This window comes from Amycolatopsis sp. NBC_01307, from assembly GCF_035975215.1.
Taxonomy (GTDB): domain Bacteria; phylum Actinomycetota; class Actinomycetes; order Mycobacteriales; family Pseudonocardiaceae; genus Amycolatopsis.
Genome location: NZ_CP108403.1, coordinates 3,475,716 through 3,496,122, shown reverse-complemented (window position 1 = coordinate 3,496,122; position 20,407 = coordinate 3,475,716). Strand labels below are relative to the sequence as shown.

The window sequence follows — 20,407 nt, the reverse complement described above, 5'->3', positions numbered from 1 at the left end:
AGACATGACCGACACGAAGGAATGGACGTTCCCGGCCTCGTTCGGGCAGGAGCGGATCTGGCTGTCGAACCAGCTCGACCCCGCCTCGCCGGTGTACAACCTGCCGTGCCAGGTGCGGCAGGACCTGCCGCTCACCGAGTCGCAGTGGCGGGCCGCGATCGGCGTGATCGTCGGCCGGCACGAGGCACTGCGCACCGCGTTCCGGATGGCAGACGGCGCGCTCGTCCAGGTCGTGCACGAGCACGTCCCGATCGAGCCGGAGGTGCACGACCTGCGTGACCTCCCGGCCGGCGAGCGTGAACCGCGCGCCGCCGAGCTGGCCCAGGCGATCGCCCGCCGCCCGATCCCCCTCGACACCGCGCCGCCGTGGCGGGCCCAGCTGTGCCGCCTGGCCGACACCGACTGGCTGCTCACCTTCGTCGTGCACCACACGGTGTTCGACGCCGGGTCCGTGCCGGTGCTGTCGAGCGAGCTGAACGAGGCCTGCGACGCCGTCGCCGAAGGGCGGCTGCCGAAGCTGCCCGACCTCGCCATCCAGTACCCGGACTACTCGGCCTGGCAGCGCGGCCAGCTGCCGCTGGTGCGCGCCCAGCTGGCGTACTGGCGCGAGCGGCTGGCCGGGCTCCCGCCCGTGCACAGCCTGCCCACCGACCGGCCGCGGCCCGCCGAGTTCGGGTTCGCCGGCGACCAGGTCGACTTCGACCTGCCCGCCGGCCTGCTCGCGCAGGCCGGCGCGGTCGGCCGGGAGCTGTCGGCGTCGCCGTTCATGGTGCTGCTGGCCGGGTACACCGCGCTGCTGTCCCGGCTGTCCGGCCAGGACGATGTCGTCGTCGGCGTGCCGGTCGCCGGGCGCGACCTGCCGGAGCTGGCGCCGCTGATCGGGATGTTCGTCAACCAGCTGGCCATCCGCGTCGACCTCGGCGGTGACCCGTCGTTCGCCGACCTGGTCGGCCGGGTCCGCACGGCGGTGCTGGACGCGATCGAGCACGGGCGGGTGCCGTTCCAGCTGGTCGCCGACGCCGTCCGTCCCGAGCGTGACCCGGCGGTGCAGGCGCTCTACCAGATCGGGTTCAACTTCATCCCCGACTCGGGCATCGAGCCGGTCCGCTACGCCACCGCCAAGGACGACGTCGCGATCGACCTGACCGCGGTCGACGGCCGCCTGCTCTACCGCACCGACCTGTTCGACCGGGCCACGGCCGAGTCCATGGTGGCCCGGTTCCTGGGCCTGCTCTCGGCGGCGGTCGCTGATCCCGCGACGCCGGTGGCGGACCTCCCGCTGCTCTCGGACGCCGAGCGCGTCCAGGTGCTGGAGTGGAGCGGAACGTCCACTTCGGACGCTCCGCCGGTCGTCGCGCGCTTCGAGGAGCAGGTGACGCAGACCCCGGACGCGGTGGCGGTCGACCTGGGCGGCGTGCGCCTGACCTACGCCGAGCTGAACGCGCGGGCCAACCGCGTCGCGCACCGCCTCGGCACCGGTGGTGTGGTCGGCGTGTGCGCGCCGAACTCGGCCGACCTGGTCGTGGGCATCCTGGGCGCGCTGAAGAGCGGCGCCGCCTACGTTCCGCTCGACCCGGCCAACCCGGCGCAGCGGCAGGCCCTGGTCCTGGCCGACGCCGGGGCCCGCGTCGTGCTCACCAGCGGCGTCACCCTCGACGCCGAGACCCTGGACCTGAGCGACCCGGCGGTGTGGGCGGACTCGTCCACGGAGAACCCGCCCGCGCCGGCCGGCATCGCCTACGTCATCTACACGTCCGGCTCGACCGGGCGCCCCAAGGGCGTCGAGGTCGGGCACCGCGCCCTGGCCACCTACCTGGGCTGGGCGCGCGAGGCGTACCCGAGCCTGAGCGGCCGGGCGCTGCTGCACACGTCGGCGTCGTTCGACCTGACCGTGACGACGCTGCTCGGCCCGCTCACCGCCGGCGGGTCCATTGTGGACTCCGGGCGGCCGGACTTCGTCAAGGCGACGCCGACGCACCTCGCCGTGCTGCCGGAGGAGTCGTACCCCACCGGTGACCTGGTGCTCGGTGGTGAGGCGCTGATGGGCGAGGTCGTGCGCGACTTCGCCGCGACCGTCACCAACGAGTACGGCCCGACCGAGGCGACCGTCGGCTGCGTCGCCCACCGGCTCGACGGTCCGGTCGACGGCCCGGTGCCGATCGGCCGCCCGATCCCCGGCACCCGTGTCTACGTCCTCGACGACCGGCTGCGGCCGGTGCCGCCGGGCGTCGCGGGCCGGCTCCACCTGGCCGGCGCGCAGCTCGCCGACGGCTACCTCGGCCTGCCCGAGCTGACCGCGGAACGCTTCCCCGACGGCCCGTTCGGCCGGATGTACAACACCGGCGACCTCGCCCGCTGGCGCCGCGACGGCACCCTCGAGTACCTCGGCCGCACCGACGACCAGGTCAAGCTGCGCGGCTACCGCATCGAGCCCGGCGAGGTCGAAGCCGCGCTCCGGCAACTGCCGGACGTCCGGGACGCGGCCGTCGCCGTCCGCGAAGGCACCCTCGTCGGGTACGTCGTCGGCATCGCCGAAGGCGCGGCGGAGATGTTGCGGGCGAGCCTGCCGGAGTACCTGGTGCCCACGCTGTTCGTCACCCTGGACGCCTTGCCGGTCGCGGCCAGCGGCAAGCTCGACCGCGCCGCGCTGCCCGATCCGCAGCTCGGCGCGGAGACGGAGTACGTCGCCCCGAGCACCGCGGCCGAAGAGCTGGTCGCCGAGGTGCTCGGCGAACTCCTGGGCGTCGAGAAGCTCGGGGTGCACGACGACTTCTTCGCCCACGGTGGCAACTCGCTGCTGGCCATCCGCGCGATGGCCCGGATCCGCAAGCAGGTCGGCGTCGAACTGCCGGTGCGCGGGCTCTTCTCGTTCACCACGGTGGCGGGCCTCGCGGCCGAGGTCGAACGGCGGCTGGAAGAAGACCTCGACCAGCTCAGCGACGAAGAGGTCCGGGCCCAGCTGGCCGAAAGCGAGCAGGCGTGACGACGATCGACGAGACCAGCAGCGCCGCCGCGCGCCGGGCCCTGCTGGAACGACGGCTGCGCCGGCGCGCCGAACCGGCCGCGACCATCACCCCGCGCCCGGACGGCGACCCGGTCCCGCTGTCCTACCAGCAGGAACGCGTCTGGTTCATGGAGCAGTTCGCGCCCGGGACCACGTCGTACAACATCCCGATCCCGATCCGCCTCACCGGCCGCGTCGATCAGCGGCAGCTGCAGGCCGCCCTCGACGCCCTCCCGGTCCGGCACGAGGCGTTGCGGATGCGGTTCCCGGCGGGGGAGGACGGGCAGCCGTCCGTGCGCCTCGAACCGGTCGCCACCGTGCCGCTGTCCCTTGTGGACGCCGGCGACGAGGAAGCCGCGCGGGCCGCGGTCGACGCCGCCGCGGCCGAGCCGTTCGACCTGGTCGACGGCCCGCTGCTGCGCGCCACCTTGGTCCGGATCAGCGACGACGAGCACCTCCTCGCGGTCTGCACGCACCACATCGTCGGCGACGGCTGGTCGGTCGACCTGCTGCTGCGCGACCTCGCCGCGCACTACCACGGCACCGCCGCCGGCCTGCCCGCGCTGACCATCGGCTACGGCGACTTCGCGCACTGGCAACGCCGGACGCTCACCGGCACCGAACTCGACCGGCAGCTGGACCACTGGCAGGAGACCCTCCGCGGCGTCGAGCCCCTGGAGCTGCCGACGGACCGGCCGCGCCCGGCGACCCAGACGTTCGACGGCGCCATCCACGAGTTCTTCGTCGAGAAGGACCTGGCCCGGGCACTCGGCGAGCTGAGCCGCGAACACGGCGTCACGCTCTTCATGACGCTCCTCGCGGCTTACCAGCTGCTGCTCTCGCGGTACTCCGGGCAGGAAGACTTCGCGGTCGGGTCGTCGTCGGCCGGGCGCGGGCTGCCCGAGCTGGAAGGCGTCATCGGCATGTTTATCAACATGCTGCCGCTGCGCGCCCAGCTGGCCGGCGACCCGAGCTTCGCCGAGCTGCTGGACCGGACCCGGCGGCACGTGCTCGACGCGTTCGACCACGCCGACGTCCCCTTCGAACGCCTGGTCAACGCCCTGGGCGTGCCGCGGGACGTCAGCCGCTCGCCGGTGTTCCAGGCGATGTTCGCGCTGCAGAACTACGAGATGGGCCGGATGGCCGCGGCGGGTGAGTCCGCAGTGGACTTCCGCTGGCTGCCGATGGACCTGCCCGCCACCCGGTTCGACTTCGAGTTCCACGCGATCGAGATCGAGTCCGGCCTGATCGGCAAGTTCGTCCACAACACCGCGCTGTTCGCCGCGGAGACCGTCGCCGGGATGGCCGACCGCCTGGTGACGCTGCTGCGCTCGATCGTCGCCGACCCGACGCGGGCGGTGTCCGAACTGGATCTCCTGGGTGACCAGCGGGACCTGGTGCTGAACCGGTGGAACGACACGGCGGGGGAGATCCCGACGGGCACGCTCCACGGCCTGGTCGAGGCGCAGGTCGCCCGGACGCCGGACGCGCCCGCGCTGACCTTCCGCGACGAGTCCCTGTCCTACCGGGAACTGGACGCGCGCGCCAACCGCGTCGCGCACCGCCTGCGTGAGCTGGGCGTCGGCCCGGGCGCGCTGGTCGGCGTCTTCGCGAACCGGTCGTTCGAGCTGGTCGCGGGCCTGCTGGGGGTGCTGAAGGCGGGCGGTGCGTACGTTCCCCTCGACCCGGAGTACCCGGCCGACCGGCTCGCGTTCATGCTCGACGACGCGGCCGCGCCGGTGGTCCTGACCCAGGCCGCGCTGCGCGACACCCTGCCGCCCGGCGACGCGACCGTCGTCGTCCTCGACGATCTGACCGGCCCCGAGTCCACACTGGACGCGCTAGCCGGGCCGGATGATCCGGCGTACGTCATCTACACCTCGGGCTCCACCGGACGGCCGAAGGGCGTGCCGAACGGCCACCGCGGCATCGTCAACCGCCTCGACTGGATGCAACGCGCCTACGGCCTCGACGGCACGGACGCGGTCCTGCAGAAGACCCCGGCGAGCTTCGACGTCTCGGTCTGGGAGTTCTTCTGGCCGCTCACCGCCGGCGCCCGGCTGGTGCTGGCCGAGCCGGGCGGCCACAAGGACGCGGCGTACCTGCGTGACCTGCTGGTTTCCGAGCGCATCACGACCGCCCACTTCGTGCCGTCGATGCTGACGCTGTTCCTCGCGGAGCCGGAGATCGACTCGGTGACGTCGTTGCGTCGCGTGGTCTGCAGCGGTGAGGAACTGCCCTTGGTCACGGCCCGGGAGTTCACCACCCGGCTGCCGCACTGCGAACTCCACAACCTCTACGGCCCGACCGAAGCCGCGATCGACGTCACGGCGTGGCACTGCACCCCCGAGGCGCTGGCCGACGTCGCGTCGGTGCCCATCGGCGCGCCGATCCGCAACCTGCGGATCTACGTCCTCGACCAGCGCGGAAACCCGTGCCCGGTCGGCGTCCCCGGTGAACTGCACATCGCCGGTGTCGGCCTGGCGCTGGGCTACCACAACCGGCCCGAGCTGACGGCCGAGAAGTTCGTCCCGGACCCGTTCCACAGTGGACGGATGTACCGCACCGGCGACCTCGCCCACTGGCGCCCGGACGGCACGGTCGCCTTCCTCGGCCGCATCGACCACCAGGTCAAGCTCCGCGGCCTGCGCATCGAACTCGGCGAGATCGAGACGGCGTTGCGTGAGCAGGACGGCGTCCGCGACGCGGTGGTGCTCGTCCGCGAGGACACGCCGGGGGACAAGCGCCTGGTCGGGTACGTCGTCGGCGACGCGGACGCCGGGACGCTGCGGACGGCGTTGAAGCTCACCCTGCCGGACTACATGGTCCCGCCGTCGTTCGTCACCCTCGACGAACTTCCGTTGACCCCCAACGGGAAGCTCGACCGCAAGGCCCTGCCCGCGCCGGTCGCGAGCCGCGACGCGAGCACGGAACTCGTCACCCCGTCGACGCCCCTGGAGATCCTCCTCGCGGACATCTGGCGCGACGTCCTCAAGGTCGACGAGCTGGGTGTCGACGACGACTTCTTCGACCTCGGCGGCCACTCGATGCTGGCCACCCAGGTGGTCGCGCGGATCGCGAAGGCCGGGCACCAAGCGGGCGTGATGGACCTGTTCCAGCACCGGACCATCCGGGAGCTGGCGGCGTTCCTCGACGGCGACCGCGACGACTCCGGGCACCTGCTCTACGAGCTGACCAAGCCCGTCAAGCAGCGGACGCTCGCCTACGTCTGCTTCCCGTACGGCGGCGGCAGCGCGATCGTCTACCAGCCCCTCGCGGACGCGCTGCCCGCCGGGTATTCGCTGTACTCGGTGGCGATCCCGGGCCACGACGTCGGCCTGACCGAGGAGGCCGTGCCGTTCGACGACCTGGTCGAGCGGCTGGCCGACGAGGTCCTCGAGCGGATCGACGGGCCCCTCGCCATCTACGGTCACTGCGGTGTCGGCAACGCGCTCGCCGTCGGCGTCGCCCGCCGGCTGGAGGAACGCGGCCGCGAGCTGGAGGTCGTCCACATCGGCGCGATCTTCCCGTTCGCGCGGATCAAGGGCGCGGTCGGCACCCTGCGCACGAAGCTGGAGAAGCTGCGCAGCAACCGGTACTACGCGGACTGGCTCAAGGGCATGGGCGTCGACACCGAGGAGCTCGACCCGGACCAGGCCGACCGGATCATCAGCAACATGCGCGCCGACAGCCGTGCCGCCGAGGAGTACTTCAGCGGCCTGCTCGACGCCCGCGTCGCCAAGCTGCGCGCGCCGATCATCTCGGTCGTCGGCTCGGAGGACCCGGTCACCGACTACTACGCCGAGCGCTACCGCGAGTGGGAGTTCCTCACCGACCGCACCGCCCTGGTCGTGCTGGACCAGGCCGGGCACTTCTTCCTCCGCTACCGCGCGGACGAACTGGCCGAGATCATCACCCGCGTCCACCCCGCACTGGACGACCCCGGCGACCTGCACGTCTCGAAGCGGGGCGAGGACGCGGGCTGGGCGGTGCACGACACGCACCAGGCCGACGTGGACGAGAAGCCCGTGGTGCCGCCGAGCATGGCCCGGTTCGTCACGGTCACCATCGGCCAGCTGGTCTCCTCGACGGGTTCGGCGCTGACGTCGTTCGCGGTGCCGATCTGGCTCTACACCCGCACCGGCTCGGTCACCGACCTCGGCCTCCTCTGGGCCCTCGCGCTGATGTGCGGCGTGCTGATCCTGCCGGTGGCCGGCGCCCTGGTCGACCGCGGCGACCGCCGCAAGATCATGATCGCGGCCAGCGCGGTCGCCGGGCTCATCCAGCTCGTGCTCGCGTTGCTGCTGGTCGCGGACAACCTGCAGCTCTGGTTCATCTACGTGCTGATCCCGCTCGGGTCGGTCGCGGGATCGCTGCAACGGATCGCCTACCAGTCGTCGGTCGCCCAGCTCGTGCCCAAGCAGTACCTCGGCCACGCGATGGGGCTCGCGCAGCTGTCCAACGGCTTCGCGCAGCTGCTCATGCCGGTGATCGCCGCCGGCCTGCTCGCCGCGATCCAGCTGTCCGGGATCCTGGTCCTCGACATGGTGAGCTACGCCTTCGCCATTGTCAGCCTGCTGTTCGTCCGGTTCCCGGACCTGCTCGGCTGGCGTCCGCGCGAACCGCTGCTGACGGCGATCGCGGGCGGGCTGAAGTACTCGTGGAACCACCGCGGTTTCCGCACCATGCTGCTGTACTTCGCGCTGGCCAACGTCTTCCTGGCGCCCGCGCTGGTGCTCGTCTCGCCGCTGGTGCTCTCGTTCGGCACGGTCACCGACGTCGCGCAGGTCGCGCTGGCCGAGGCCGTCGGCGCGGTGGTCGGCGGCATCGGGATGGCGCTGTGGGGCGGGCCGCGCAAGCGGCGGATGGTCGGCGTGCTCGCGGGCAATGTCGGCATCGCGCTCGGCTGCCTGGTGATGGGCCTGCGGCCGTCGCTGATCGTCGTCGCCGCCGGGGTGTTCCTGCTGGCCGCGGCGATGGCCGTGTCCCAGGGCATCTACGCGACGCTCGTGCAGGTCAAGGTGCCGCAGCGCTACCACGGCCGGGTGTTCGCGATCAACCAGACGATCACCTGGTCCACCCTGCCGATCGGGTTCGCCGTGCTGGCACCGCTGGCCGTCGGCTGGTTCTCGCCGCTGCTGGCTCCCGGCGGCGCGCTCGCCGGATCGGTCGGCTCGGTGCTCGGCACCGGCGAAGGCCGCGGGGTCGGGCTCGTGTACGTCGTCTACGCGCTGATCCTGCTGCTGATCAACGTCGGCGGGTTCGCCGTCAAGCTGCTGCGCCGGTTCGACACCGAGGTGCCGGACTCGCTGCCGGACGACCTGGTCGGCGCGCAGGTACGAGAGCGGAAGCTCGCCGGGAAGGAGACGGCGTGAGTGTCGTGGTGCTGATCAGGGAAGCGCGCGGGCACTGGGTCGGCGAGGTCGCCGCCGCGGTGCACGCGGCCGGCCACCGCGCGGTCCTGCTCGCCCCGCCGGTGGACGCGGCGGAGCGGACGTCGCTCGCCGCGCTGGTGGACGACGTGGTGGCTGTCGACGACGTCTACGACGCCGAAGCCGTCGCCGCCAAGATCCGGGAGATCACGTCCGCGCCCGCGGCGGTGCTCACCGGCTCCGACGGCGCCATCGAGAGCACCGCCCGGGTCGCCGAGCTGCTCGGCGTGGCGCGTGGCCCGGCGTCGGCGTTCACCCGGTGCGCCAGCAAGTACGCTGTCCGGGAAGCCCTCGCCGCGGCCGGGCTGCCCGGACCGCGGTTCGCGCTGATCTCGTCGGCGTCCGATGCCGCCTCTGTTGCGGCCGAGGTCGGGCTTCCGGCGATCGTCAAGCCGGTCAACGGCGCGGGCAGCAACCTCGTGCGCACGGTGTCCACAGTGGACGAGCTGGCCGCGGCGTACGAGCTGCTGGCGTTACGGCTGCCCGAGTCCGCCGACCCGCGCTACCACCGCCCGCTGGGCGCGCTGGACCCGGCGAAGACGTTCCTCGTGGAAGGGTTCCTGCGCGGCCCGGAGTACGCCGTCGACGTGCTGATCCGCGACGGCGTCCCCGAGCCGGTCGAGATCCTCGACAAGCCGTTGATCGACGAGCGCAAGTTCGAGCTGGTCCTGTCCTGCCCGCCCGCCGGGCTCACCGACGAGCGGGCCGCGCTGGTCAGCGAAGCGGCGTCCGCCGCGGTGACAGCGCTGGGCCTGGACAACACGGTCGCGCACGTCGAGATCATCGACGACGAGCGGCGCGGCCCGACGATCGTCGAGGTCAACGCGGGCCGCCCGGCGGGCTCGATCATGCCGCTGCTGGCCAAGCTGCGGACCGGCGTCGACGTCTTCGCGGAGCTGACGGCCTTGGCCCTCGGCGCGCCGCCGCCCGCGCGGGAACCGGCGAAACTGCCGATCCCGCTGGGGATGCTGATCCTCTACGCCACCGGCTCCGGCACGCTGACCGGCATCGGCGGGCTCGACGAGGTCGCCGCGCTGCCTGAGGTTGTCGACGTCGTCACCACGGTCTCGCCCGGCCAGGTGCTGACCGACGAGCAGGAGACGTACGCGGTGAACCTGGTCGTCGCCGGGTTCGCCGGCCACGACGACCTCGTGGCGCTGCACGCCGAGGCGAGCAAGCTGATCCGGCTGGAGGTCTCGTGAAGACCGCGTTCGTCGTCCGCGAGACCCGCGGGCACTGGATCCAGGACGTCGTCGCGGCCGTGCGCCGGGAAGGCTTCCAGGCCGAACTGGTCACCGAGGCCCTGGACGACGCCGAGCGCGCCGAGCTGACGGCGATCGTCGACGGTTTTGTCATCGTCGACGACGTCCGGGACGCGCCGGCGGTCGCCGAGGCGATCCGGGCACGCGACCCCGAACCCGGGGGAGTGCTCACCTCCGCCGAGGGGATCATCGCGAGCACCGCCCGGGTGGCCGAGCTACTTGGCGTCGCCCGCTGCCCGGCCGACGTCTTCGTCGTGGCGCACAACAAGTTCGCCGTCCGGAAGGCCCTGGCCGAGGCGGGGTTGCCCGGCCCGCCGTGCGCGTTGTTCGCCGACCCGGCCGACGCCGCGAAGATCGCCGAAACGGTCGGGCTCCCGGCGATCGTCAAGCCGGTCAACGGCGCGGCCAGCACCCTGGTCCGCACGGTGTCCACAGTGGACGAGCTGGCCGCGGCCCACGACCTGCTCGCGACCCGGCTCCCGCGGTCGCCGGACGCGCGTTACCACCGGACTCTGCCCGGATCGATCGACCCGCTGCGGGTCTTCCTGGTCGAGGGCCTGCTGGAAGGTCCCGAATACGCGGTGGACGTGCTGATCCGCGACGGCGTCGCGGAGGCCGTCGGGATCGTGGACAAGACGCTGATCGACGAGCGCAAGTTCGAGCTGGGCATGGTCTGCCCGCCGCTCGACCTGCCCGAAGAGCGTGCGGCGGCGATCAAGGCAGCGGTGCTCGACGCCGTTCGCGCGCTGGGCCTCGACAACACCTGCGCGCACGTCGAGATCATCGACGACGCGCGGCGCGGCCCGACCGTCGTCGAGGTGAACGCCGGCCGCCCGGCCGGCGGCGCGCAACCCGCCCTGCTCAAGCTGGCCACCGGCATCGACGTCACCGCCGAGGCCGTCTCGCTCGCCCTCGGCACCCCGCCGCCCGCGCGCGGCCGCGGCCTGCCGGTGCCGGTGGGCTACCTGGTCGTCTACGCCGACGGCGCCGGCCGGCTGGTGCGCGTCACCGGCACCGACGATGTCGCCGCCCTGCCCGAAGTCCTCGAAGTCGTCACCATCGTCACGCCCGGCCAGGTGCTCAGCGGCGACCAGGAGGTCTACGCCGTCAACATCTTCGCCGCCGGGTTCGCCGACGCCGACGACCTGGCCGCGCTGCACGCCGAGGCCACCAAGCTGATCCGCATCGAACTGGAGGAGTCATGACCGCCGATCTCGCGGCGCCGCTGGGGCAGCTCGAAGGCAACGAGCACACCCGCATCGCCGTCCACCGGGTCCCCGACCTCGCGTGGGTCGAGGCGCACCTGCCGCAGTTGCAGGCGCACCTGCGTGACCACGGCGCGATCCTGCTGCGCGGCCTGCCGGTCGACCTCGACCTGTTCAACCGGGTCACCGAGACGATCGGCGGCGCGCTGCTCACCTACACCGAGCGCTCGACGCCGCGTTCGGCGGTGGCCGGCAACATCTACACCTCGACGGAGTACCCGCCCGCCGAGTCGATCCCGATGCACAACGAGAACTCCTACTCGGCGCACTGGCCGGCCCGGTTGTTCTTCCTGTGCGACACCCCGGCCGCGACCGGCGGCGCCACGCCGATCGCCGACAGCCGGGCCATGTTCCGGCTGCTGCCTGCCGACCTGCGTGAGCGGTTCGCGGGCGGCGTGGCCTACACCCGGGCGTTCCGCGAAGGCCTCGGGCTCACCTGGCAGGAGGCGTTCCAGACCGACGACCGCGCGGCCGTCGAGGAGTACTGCGCCCGCAACGGCCAGACCCTGGAGTGGACCGACGAAGGCCTGCGCACCCGGCACGTCCGGCCGTCCTTTGTGGACGAGCCGCACACGGGCGAGACCGTGTGGTTCAACCAGGCCAACCTCTTCCACGTCTCCAGCCTCGGCGACGAGGTCAGCGAGGCGCTGCTGGAGCTGTACCCGGAGGCCGACCTGCCGCGCAACGCCTACTTCGCCGACGGCCGCCCGATCCCGGTCACGGACCTGGAGAAGATCCGTGAGGTCTACGACGAGGTGAGTTACGCCTTCCCGTGGCAGGCCGGCGACGTGATGGTGGTCAACAACATGCTGGCGGCCCACGGCCGCGAGCCGTTCACCGGCAAGCGCCGCATCCTCGTCGCGATGACCGGATGACCGCGGCGTCCGCCCGGCCGGTGGTGGTCCTGCTGGCCCACCCCCGGCCGGGCAGCTTCAACCACGCGCTCGCCGACCGGGTACGGGCCGCGCTGGCCGCGGCCGGGCGGCCGGTGCGGTTCCACGACCTCTACGCCGAGGGCTTCGACCCGGTGCTCACCGCGGAAGAGGCCTACACCAGCGGCACCGGCGCCGAAGACTTCCTCGCCGCCGAACCGGATCCGCTGGTGCGCCGCCACCGCGAGGAGCTGCGCGACGCCGCCGGGCTCGTCGCGATCCACCCGAACTGGTGGGGCAAACCGCCGGCGATCCTGAGCGGCTGGCTCGACCGGATCCTGGTCCCCGGCGTGGCCTACCGGCTCGACGACGCGGGCGGCGCCCCCGAGTCGTTGCTCGCCTTGGAGCACCTGTTCGTCGTCAACACCTCCGACACCCCCGAGGACCGCGAGCGGACCCTGTTCGGCGACCCGCTCGACGCCATCTGGCGCCGCTGCCTCGCGCCCTACCTCGGCGAGCCGGCGGTGACCCGGCTGGTGCTGCGGGTGGTCGCGGACGCCCGCGCGGACCGTCGCGCGCGGTGGCTGGACGACGTCGAAGGCGAGGTCACGCGGCTGTTCGGCGGTCGCTGACCGGTTCCGGCCAATTCCGGTGAAGACCTTGAGCGGCTTTCGCGCGGCGTGCGACTCTCGGGCCGTCCGGCAACCGGATTCACCGAGGGGGAACCGTGAGCAAACTCGAGCGTATGGCCGAAGAACGTCGTCGTCGTCAGGGGAGCACGCCGGAAGCGCCGGCCGGCCGGCAGTGGGGCACCTGCGTCAGCGTCCGGGAAACCGGTGACCGGCGCCGCCGGGTCGCCCGCGTGCTGCTGGCGAGCGGGCTGGTGATCACCGCCTACCTGCCGCTGAGCGTGGTCACGCCCGCGGTCGACGCACCGGTGCTGGTCCAGACCAACGCGATCGGCGACGGGCCCAAGGGCGACTCGGTCGTCGTGTCGGCCGGCGGCGACCAGTCGGGCCACGGCACCATCGTCGTGTCCTGACGGTGGCCGACGTGCGCACCGTCTCGATGGTCACCTTGGGCTGCGCGCGCAACGAGGTCGACTCCGACGAGCTGGCCGCGCGCCTGGACGCGTCGGGGTGGCGCTTCGCCGAACCGGGCGCCGAAGCCGACGTCGTCGTCGTGAACACCTGCGGCTTCATCGAAGCCGCGAAGAAGGAGTCCATCGACACGGTCCTCGCCGCCTCCGGCAAGGGCGCGAAGGTGGTCGCCGTCGGCTGCATGGCCGAGCGCTACGGCCGTGAACTCGCCGACGCGGTGCCCGAGGCCGACGCCGTGCTCTCCTTCGACGACTACCCGGAGATCGGCGCCCGCCTCGAGGACGTCGTCAACGGGCGCGTGCACCCCGCGCACACCCCGCAGGACCGCCGGCTGCTGCTGCCGATCACGCCGGTGCAGCGGCCCGCCGCGGTGACCGCGTCCGTTCCCGGCCACGGTCCGGCCAGCGGGCCGAGGCCGTTGCGGTACCGGCTCGGCGGCGGTCCGGTCGCCCCGCTCAAGCTGGCGTCGGGCTGCGACCGGCGCTGCACCTTCTGCGCCATCCCGAGCTTCCGCGGCGCGTTCGTGTCCCGGCCGCCGGCCGAGATCCTCGCGGAGGCCGAATGGCTGGCCGGCCACGGCGTCCGCGAACTGGTGCTGGTGAGCGAGAACTCGACGTCGTACGGGAAGGACCTCGGCGACCTGCAGGCCCTGGAGAAGCTGCTGCCGCGGCTCACCGCCGTCGTCGACCGCGTGCGGGTGAACTACCTGCAGCCCGCCGAACTGCGCCCGAGCCTGCTCGAAACGATCGCCGGGACACCCGGCGTCGCGCCGTACTTCGACCTGTCGTTCCAGCACGCCAGCGGGTCGGTGCTGCGCCGGATGCGCCGCTTCGGTGACCGGGAACGGTTCCTGCAGCTGCTGGAGAAGATCCGCGCGGTCGCGCCGGAGGCCGGCGTGCGGTCCAACTTCATCGCGGGCTTCCCCGGCGAGACCGACGCCGAGTTCGCCGAGGCCAAGCGCTTCCTCGAGGAGGCCAGGCTGGACGTCGCCGGCGTGTTCGGCTACTCGGACGAGGACGGCACCGAAGCCGTCGACCTTCCGGGCAAGGTGCCCGCCGACGTGCTCGCGGCGCGCGTCGAGGAGCTGTCGCTCCTGGCGGAGGAAACCGGGAGCCGGCGCGCGGCAGAGCGGATCGGCTCGGTCGTCGAGGTGCTGGTCGGGCCCGCCGAACGCGGCTGGGCCGCGCACCAGGGACCCGAGGTCGACGGGACCGTCACGTTCGCCGGGACGGCACCGGCGGCGGGCGAGCTGGTCCGGGCCGAGGTCGTCGGCGCCGACGGCCCCGACCTCGAAGCGCGGCTCCTGTCGGCGTAGGGGCCTCAGACGGGCTCGCCGCGCTCGCGGTGCCGGGCCGAGGTCAGGACCGCCCAGACGACCTTGCCGCCGGACCACCGGCGGCTGCTGCCCCAGACCGTCGCCGCGTGCGCGACGATGGCGAGGCCGACACCCGGGCTGCGCACGTCCGGCCGCTCCAGCAGCACCGCGGGCCGCGGGTCGTCGTCGGCGACCGCCACGGTCAGCAACCCCCGGCGCAGGTCCAGCCGCACCTCCGGGATCGACGACGTGTGCCGCACGGCGTTGTCGGCCAGCTCGCCGGCGATCAGGGTGCCGTCGTAGACCAGTTCGGGCACGTTCCACCGCCCGGCCAGCTCGCGGACGAACGAGCGGGCCAGCGGGGCGGCACCTGCTGTGCGGGGCAAGGTCCGGGCCACCCGGTGCCGGATCGGCGTGCTCTGGTGGTGCTCGGCAGTCTCCACGTCCGGGTGCACCGCGACGAAGCGGTCGATGCCCGAGGCGCGCAACAACCGCGCGTGCGCCCGCCGGTTCGTGACCAGGGACAGCGGGATGCCCGGCCAGCCGTCGATGCGCCGGGCGACCAGCGGGAAGACGCTGGCCGGCGCGAGCTCGTCCATGGTCAGCGCGCTGACGTCGGCGACGATGCCCGGCGGCGTGTCGGCCGCGACCTTGAGCAGGCCGTCCCGCAGGGACGCGTAGCCGGGCAGGTCCAGCTCCCCGCTGACGGTCACCAGGGCACTGCCGGGCCGCGACGTCAGGCGCAGCGTCAGTCCGGAGGGCACGAAGTCCGTCAGGCCCGCCCGGCGTGTCGTCGCACTGCGCTCGCCCCAGGGGACCCCACGGATGACTCCATGAAGCCACGCTAGTCGTGATCGCGGTGCCCGGTTTACTCCGTAACGACGAACTCGGGTTGCCCCTCACCGCGATCGGCTGCTGCACAAGGGAACTATCCCCGCCAGATTGGGTGTCCTCACCGCGGATTTCGTCAGACCGCGGCGTACCGGATCACCCGGCGCAGCCGGCGGATCGCGCGGAACTGGGTCACCCGCACCGCTTCAGGGCTCGGCATGCCGAGCAGCTCCGCCGTTTCCCCGGCGGAATAACCCAGCAGCACCCGCAACGTCACCACTTGGCGGTAGTGCCGCGGCAGCCGGTTCAGTACGCGCCGCACCTGCAGGTGCTCTTCGATCGCCGCGAAGTCGTCGGCCGCCGCCGGGAGGCGCCAGGCCGGGTCGGTCGCCGCTTCGGGGTCGGGGAGCGGGGTGAAGCGTTCGTGGCTGCGGTTGCGGTCGCGGTGCACGTCGGCGGTCTTGTGCGCCGCGATGCCGAACACCCACGACAGGAACTTGTCGGACCGGTAGGGGTAGCGCGGCAGGGCCACGAGCACGGCGAACAGCACTTCCTGGGTGCAGTCCTCGGCCGTCGTCGTGGCGTTCTCGCGGCCGAGCCGCTTGCGGCAGTAGGCGAGCACGATCGGCCGCAGCAGCCGGAAGAGCTGCTGCACCGCCTCGTGGTCGCCGCCGAGCGCGTCCCGGACCAGCACGATGTCCGGCGGCGGAGCTGGTCCCACGGTGGTCTCCCGGGTCGGCGCCGGGACGGAAGACCCCGGCGCGCTCGGCCATCGGGGTCCGGGACGGCTCGCGTGGTCCCGTTCAGCGTAACGGAAGATCGACCTTCGAGTCCTTTGTGGACCGTTCAGCGCAGGCTGTCGAGGGCGAGCTTGGCGGCGGCCGCGATCAGCCGGTCGTCGGACTTCGCGTCCGGCGTCTTCCGGTCCGACAGGACCACGAGCACGATCGGCGCCCGCCCGGGCGGCCAGACGACGGCGATGTCGTTGCGCGTGGCGTAGGAGCCGGTGCCGGTCTTGTCGGCGACGGCCCAGCCCGCCGGCGCACCCGCCCGGATCAGCGCCCCGCCGGTGGTGTTGGCCCGCATCATGCCGGTCAGCACGGTCCGCTTCTCCGGCGGCAGTGCCGAGCCGAGGGTGAACGCGCGCAAGCTGGCGGCCATGGCGCGCGGGGTGCTGGTGTCGCGGATGTCGCCGGGCGCGAGGTCGTTGAGCCCGGGCTCGGTCCGGTCGACGTGGGTGGTCGTGTCGCCGATCCCGCGCAGCGCGGCGCCGAGCCCGGCCGGCCCGCCGAGTTCGCGGAACAGCAGGTTGGCGGCGGTGTTGTCGCTGTAGCGCAGGGCGGCGTCCATCGCGTCGCGCAGGGAGATGCCGGTGTCGACGTGCTTCTCGGTGACCGGCGAGTACTCCTGCAGGTCGGCCTTGGTGTACTTGAGCACCTTCTCGAGCCCCGGCAGGCTGGTGCGCTGCAGGACCGCGCCCGCGGAGAACGCCTTGTGCGTCGAGGCGTACCCGAAGCGGTCGTCGGCGTGGCGCGTGACTTCGCGGCCGGTGCCGGTGTCGACCGCGTAGACGCCGAGCCGGGCGTCGAACTGGGCTTCGAGCGGCGCGAAGTCCGGTTGCGGCACGACCTGCGGTGAAGCCGGTCGGGACGACGGCGTGGGCGCCGCGGGTGCGGCTTCCGGAGCGGCGCAGGCGGTCAGTGCGACGAGCACCATCGCGGCGAGCGCGGCCTTCCTGACGTGGGGGAACGACACGGCACTTCCTTTCGGTCTTGATCGGCTACCGCAGTCTCGCCGCGTCCGTCCATGCTGTCCAAGACGGAAATGAAGGGTTTGATGCCACAATCGCATAGAGTGTGGTCGTGGACCTGGTCGGCGGCTGCAGAGCGTTCGTGAGCGTGAGCGAGGCGGGGAGCTTCACCGCGGGCGCGGCGCTCGCGCGCATCCCGCAGCCGGTCGCCAGCCGCCGCATCGCCGCGCTCGAACGCCACCTCGGCGAGCGGCTCTTCGACCGGTCGACCCGCCGGGCGACGCTCACCCCGTTCGGCCGCGACATGCTGCCCCCGGCGAAACGCCTCGTCCGGCTGGCCGAGGCGATGGAACACGACGCCCGGCGCGCGCGGCTGCGGCCGATGCGGGTGGCCGTCCCGGACACGTGCGGCGTCCGGGACCTCGCCGAACTCGCCGCCGAAGCCCGCGCGCTGGAGGTCCACCTGGAGTTCCGCGCGGCGGCGCCGGGGGAGCGGGCCGAGCTCGTCCGCACCCAGGAGGTGCGCGCCGCGCTCGTCGCGGTCCCGGCCGAGGAGGGCGCGTGGGCCGTCCCGCTGGGCCTGGCCGGCGTGGCGACGCCGCCGGCGAGGGTCGTGCACCTGGAGACCCTGCGTGCCGGCCGGTCGGGTGGCGCGCGGCGGCGCGTCTGGCTGCAGCCCGAGGACGACGTCCCGCACGTGCGCGACCGCGTGCTGCGGACCCGCGACGCTGTGGGCCTGCAACCCGCCCAGGTCGCCGTGGCCGCGTCGCTGACCTCGGCGGCGGCGGACGTCTACGGCTCGGCGGACCTGCTGCTGTGCTCGGCCGCGCAGGCCGCCGACCTCGGGCTACAGTGGCGGCCGATCGGGGAGATCGACCTCGCGCGCGGCTTCGACGTCACCGCCGCGCTGGGAGAGGACGCCGACCGGCTGCGCACCGGGCTGTGGGCGGCGGTCGGGCGATGTCTCGGCGCCGCCGGGATCTGAGGGGGCGGGGTTGAGCACCGAAACGCTGGTCCGGGAGCTGCGGGCCGATCTGGCCGACGGTGGGCTCCGCGGCTCGTTCCTGGTCCGCGACCTGACGTCCGGGCAGGAGCTGGGGATCGACCCGGACCGGGTGTTCCCGATCGCGTCGCTGGTCAAGGTCCCGCTCGCGGCGGTGACCCTGGAGCGGATCCGCCGGGGCGAGCTCGACGGCGCGACCCAGGTGGAGGTCGAGCCCGGCGGCGTCACCACCCCCGGCCCGATCGGACTGACGCGGTTCCGCCATCCGGCCCGCGTCGCCGTCGACGACCTGGTCTACCTGAGCACGTCCCTGAGCGACGGCGCCGCAGCCGACGTCCTGTTCGAGCTGACTCCGCCGGCCGAGGTCACCCGGGTGCTGGACGAGTGGGGTGTGCCCGGCATCGCCGTGCGTCACCTGATGCGCGACCTCATCGACACCCCGGCCGAGCGCTTCGAGTCCGGCGACGTCGACCTGGCCCACGCACTGGCCATCGGCGCGGCCACGGCGGGCCAGGGCCACCGGCTCGCGCAGCTCGACGTCACCCGCGCGAACTCCGCGTCCGCGCGGGCGCTGCTCGACCTGCTGCAGGCCCTGTGGACGCCGTCGAAGATCGACCCCGCGGTGGCGGCCGGCGTCCGGGAGCTGATGGGCCTCAACGTCCTGCGGCACCGCTTGACCCCCGACTTCGCCACGGACGCGTCGAAGTGGTCGTCGAAGACCGGCACCCTGCTGAACCTGCGGCACGAAGCGGGCGTCGTCGAGCACGCCGACGGCCGCGCGTTCGGCGTCGTCGCCCTCACCGAGTCCCTGGTCCCGGCCGTGCTCCAGCCCGAGGCGGAGGTCCTGATGTCCCGGGTGGCGCGGGCGCTGCGGGACCACCTGCGCGCGGCCGGAAAACCGGTTGGGCGCGGGATTTCCGGCGCCTAGGCTCCGCGGGTGTCCTCCTTCACCAGACCCGAACCGCCGTACTACGCCGTGATCGTCAGCAGCAAGCTGGACGCCGACCACCTCGACGGTTACGCGGCGATGGACGACCGCATGACCGAGCTGGGCCGCGCCCAGCCGGGCTACCTGGGCCGCGAGTCCACGACCGACGCCGACGGCCGCGAGCTGACGGTGCTGTACTACCGCGACGCGGAGTCGATCGCGGCGTGGAAACAGCACCCGGAGCACCTCGAAGCCCAGCGGCGGGGCCGGGAGCAGTGGTACGCGGACTACCGCATCGAGGTCGCCAAGGTGGAGCGCGCCTACGGCTTCGAGCGCGAGTGAGGGCAAGCCGCCGCGCGCGTCAGACCGAGCCGCGTCAGACTGTGGCCTTCACCCCGAAGTCCACCTCCTCGGTCTTCAGCGTGCCCGCGGTCCGGCCCGGCGCTGTCTGGTACTGCCAGTACAGGTTCGTGTGCGCGATGACCTGCCCGGGCACCGGCGCGCCGTAGGCCGACAGGTCTTCGGTGGTGTGCGCGTCGGCGACCAGCGTCGCGTCGTAGCCGCGGACGATCGCGCCGTGCAGCGTCGAGCGGATGCACGCGTCCGTCTGCGCACCCGCGACCACCAGCCTGCCGACACCGCGTGAGGCCAGCACGGCCTCGAGGTCGGTGGCCTCGAACGAATCGCCGTACGTCTTGTGCACCAGCGGTTCCGCGTCGCGGCGGACGAGTTCCGGGATGTACTGCCACGTCTCGCTGTCGCGCGGCAGCTCGTCGCTGGTGTGCTGCACCCACACGACGTCGACGCCGGCCGAGCGCGCGTTGTCCACCAGCGCCGCGATGTTGGCGACGACGGCCTCCCGGTCGTGGGCTTCCCGCATCACGCCGTTCTGCACGTCGACGACGAGCAGCGCGGTGTTCGGACGGTCGGTGAGTGTGGTCATGGTCCCTCCCGGAGCTTGGTCGCGACCACTCTAAGCGGGACCACCGACATTTTCGCGCGCTTTCCGCTCGGTGTGCGAAGTCCGGGGGAGCGGCCACGAAGACGACGGTTCGGGTTCCTGCTCCAGTCCGGTCAGCACGGCCCCGATCAGCCGCTCGGCCTGGCGATCGATCGCCCGCGGGCCGTCGAACCGGACGAGGCCGTCGACCAGGAGCGTGGCCAGGCCGTGCATCGCCGACCAGACGACGATCTCCGCCCCGGGCCGCGCCGACGCGGGCAAACCGCCTTCTTCGGCCAGCCGGTCGAGTTCGGCCGCGAAGACGTCGTGCGGGTGCGGCGAGACCGGCTCGCCGGGTTCGGCGCGGTGCGCCGCGAAGATCAGCCCGGCGACCGCGGGATCCTCGATCGCCCAGCGGACGTAGTCGCGCGCGGCCGCGACGAGCCGGTGCCGCGGGCCGCCCCGGGCCCGCGCGGCGGCCCGGCTCATGCGTTCACCCAGCCGGGCGACCAGCCGGTCCGACAACGCGCGGACCAGCGCGTCCCGCGACGCGAAGTGGTGGTAGGCGGCGCTCGGGCTGACCCCGATCCGCACCGTCGCCTCCCGCAGGCTCCAGCCGTCGGCCCCGCGCTCGCGGACCAGCGCTTCGGCGCCGTCGAGCAGCGCGCCGCGCAGGTCTCCGTGGTGGTACCGCTCCCGGGTCAT

At 73.0% G+C, this 20,407-nt stretch carries 16 protein-coding genes; 11 read left to right on the top strand and 5 right to left on the bottom strand.

The window, feature by feature from the left end; genetic code table 11:
* The first annotated feature begins 4 nt into the window (after positions 1-4).
* The 8 genes from OG439_RS14490 (at position 5) to OG439_RS14455 (ending at position 14,250) form a co-directional block, all read left to right on the top strand.
* The gene (locus OG439_RS14490) at positions 5-2,983 is read left to right on the top strand and encodes a non-ribosomal peptide synthetase (RefSeq protein WP_326949874.1); all 2,979 of its coding nucleotides are present in this window, start codon (positions 5-7) and stop codon (positions 2,981-2,983) included.
* Complete coding sequence (locus tag OG439_RS14485) at positions 2,980-8,379, top strand: non-ribosomal peptide synthetase/MFS transporter (protein WP_326949873.1); 5,400 nt, start codon at positions 2,980-2,982, stop codon at positions 8,377-8,379. Before OG439_RS14490 ends, OG439_RS14485 begins: the two co-directional genes overlap by 4 nt.
* Positions 8,376-9,638, top strand: a complete 1,263-nt coding sequence (locus tag OG439_RS14480) for an ATP-grasp domain-containing protein (RefSeq protein ID WP_326949872.1) — start codon at positions 8,376-8,378, stop codon at positions 9,636-9,638. Before OG439_RS14485 ends, OG439_RS14480 begins: the two co-directional genes overlap by 4 nt.
* Complete coding sequence (locus OG439_RS14475) at positions 9,635-10,903, top strand: ATP-grasp domain-containing protein (protein WP_326949871.1); 1,269 nt, start codon at positions 9,635-9,637, stop codon at positions 10,901-10,903. The genes OG439_RS14480 and OG439_RS14475 overlap by 4 nt, the downstream gene beginning before the upstream one ends.
* A complete protein-coding gene (locus OG439_RS14470; protein ID WP_326949870.1) occupies positions 10,900-11,838 on the top strand; it encodes a TauD/TfdA family dioxygenase in 939 nt (312 codons plus the stop codon). The genes OG439_RS14475 and OG439_RS14470 overlap by 4 nt, the downstream gene beginning before the upstream one ends.
* Positions 11,835-12,467, top strand: a complete 633-nt coding sequence (locus OG439_RS14465; RefSeq protein WP_326949869.1) for an NAD(P)H-dependent oxidoreductase — start codon at positions 11,835-11,837, stop codon at positions 12,465-12,467. The genes OG439_RS14470 and OG439_RS14465 overlap by 4 nt, the downstream gene beginning before the upstream one ends.
* Positions 12,468-12,580: 113 nt before the next feature.
* Complete coding sequence (locus OG439_RS14460) at positions 12,581-12,877, top strand: hypothetical protein (protein ID WP_326949868.1); 297 nt, start codon at positions 12,581-12,583, stop codon at positions 12,875-12,877.
* A gap of 26 nt (positions 12,878-12,903) precedes the next feature.
* Positions 12,904-14,250, top strand: a complete 1,347-nt coding sequence (locus OG439_RS14455) for a MiaB/RimO family radical SAM methylthiotransferase (RefSeq protein WP_326951549.1) — start codon at positions 12,904-12,906, stop codon at positions 14,248-14,250.
* Between the two features lie 5 nt (positions 14,251-14,255).
* Here OG439_RS14455 and OG439_RS14450 read toward each other — a convergent pair whose 3' ends face one another.
* The 3 genes from OG439_RS14450 to bla all read right to left on the bottom strand — a co-directional run bounded on the left by OG439_RS14450 (position 14,256) and on the right by bla (position 16,797).
* The gene (locus OG439_RS14450) at positions 14,256-15,014 is read right to left on the bottom strand and encodes an ATP-binding protein (protein ID WP_326949867.1); all 759 of its coding nucleotides are present in this window, start codon (positions 15,012-15,014) and stop codon (positions 14,256-14,258) included.
* A 203-nt stretch (positions 15,015-15,217) separates the two neighbouring features.
* Complete coding sequence (locus tag OG439_RS14445) at positions 15,218-15,802, bottom strand: sigma-70 family RNA polymerase sigma factor (protein WP_326949866.1); 585 nt, start codon at positions 15,800-15,802, stop codon at positions 15,218-15,220.
* 125 nt (positions 15,803-15,927) lie between these two features.
* Entirely contained in the window at positions 15,928-16,797 is an 870-nt protein-coding gene (gene bla, locus OG439_RS14440; RefSeq protein ID WP_442792334.1) for a class A beta-lactamase, read from the bottom strand.
* A gap of 140 nt (positions 16,798-16,937) precedes the next feature.
* Between bla and OG439_RS14435 the strand changes: the two genes are divergently transcribed.
* From OG439_RS14435 to OG439_RS14425, 3 genes are read left to right on the top strand one after another with little or no spacing between them, the layout of a single operon-like run.
* A complete protein-coding gene (locus OG439_RS14435; RefSeq protein ID WP_326949864.1) occupies positions 16,938-17,816 on the top strand; it encodes a LysR family transcriptional regulator in 879 nt (292 codons plus the stop codon).
* A 10-nt stretch (positions 17,817-17,826) separates the two neighbouring features.
* Positions 17,827-18,762 carry a serine hydrolase gene (locus tag OG439_RS14430; RefSeq protein WP_326949863.1) on the top strand — a complete coding sequence of 312 codons (936 nt, stop codon included), beginning with the start codon at positions 17,827-17,829 and terminating at the stop codon, positions 18,760-18,762.
* Between the two features lie 9 nt (positions 18,763-18,771).
* Positions 18,772-19,104 (top strand): antibiotic biosynthesis monooxygenase family protein, encoded by a 333-nt coding sequence (locus tag OG439_RS14425; RefSeq protein WP_326949862.1) that lies wholly within the window; start codon positions 18,772-18,774, stop codon positions 19,102-19,104.
* 34 nt (positions 19,105-19,138) lie between these two features.
* Here the strand turns inward: OG439_RS14425 and OG439_RS14420 are convergent, their stop codons facing one another.
* Together OG439_RS14420 and OG439_RS14415 are read right to left on the bottom strand one after the other, a co-directional pair.
* Positions 19,139-19,705: a cysteine hydrolase family protein gene (locus tag OG439_RS14420; protein ID WP_326949861.1), complete on the bottom strand. Its 567-nt coding sequence runs from the start codon at positions 19,703-19,705 to the stop codon at positions 19,139-19,141.
* A 30-nt stretch (positions 19,706-19,735) separates the two neighbouring features.
* Positions 19,736-20,407: a TetR/AcrR family transcriptional regulator gene (locus OG439_RS14415; protein ID WP_326949860.1), complete on the bottom strand. Its 672-nt coding sequence runs from the start codon at positions 20,405-20,407 to the stop codon at positions 19,736-19,738.

Bases quoted from the DNA above. Each gene is read 5' to 3' on its own strand.
- OG439_RS14420 (WP_326949861.1), bottom strand. From the start codon at position 19,705: ATGACCACACTCACCGACCGTCCGAACACCGCGCTGCTCGTCGTCGAC.
- OG439_RS14465 (WP_326949869.1), top strand. From the start codon at position 11,835: ATGACCGCGGCGTCCGCCCGGCCGGTGGTGGTCCTGCTGGCCCACCCC.
- bla (WP_442792334.1), bottom strand. From the start codon at position 16,797: ATGGTGCTCGTCGCACTGACCGCCTGCGCCGCTCCGGAAGCCGCACCC.
- OG439_RS14455 (WP_326951549.1), top strand. From the start codon at position 12,904: ATGGTCACCTTGGGCTGCGCGCGCAACGAGGTCGACTCCGACGAGCTG.
- OG439_RS14415 (WP_326949860.1), bottom strand. From the start codon at position 20,407: ATGACCCGGGAGCGGTACCACCACGGAGACCTGCGCGGCGCGCTGCTC.
- OG439_RS14460 (WP_326949868.1), top strand. From the start codon at position 12,581: ATGGCCGAAGAACGTCGTCGTCGTCAGGGGAGCACGCCGGAAGCGCCG.
- OG439_RS14470 (WP_326949870.1), top strand. From the start codon at position 10,900: ATGACCGCCGATCTCGCGGCGCCGCTGGGGCAGCTCGAAGGCAACGAG.
- OG439_RS14490 (WP_326949874.1), top strand. From the start codon at position 5: ATGACCGACACGAAGGAATGGACGTTCCCGGCCTCGTTCGGGCAGGAG.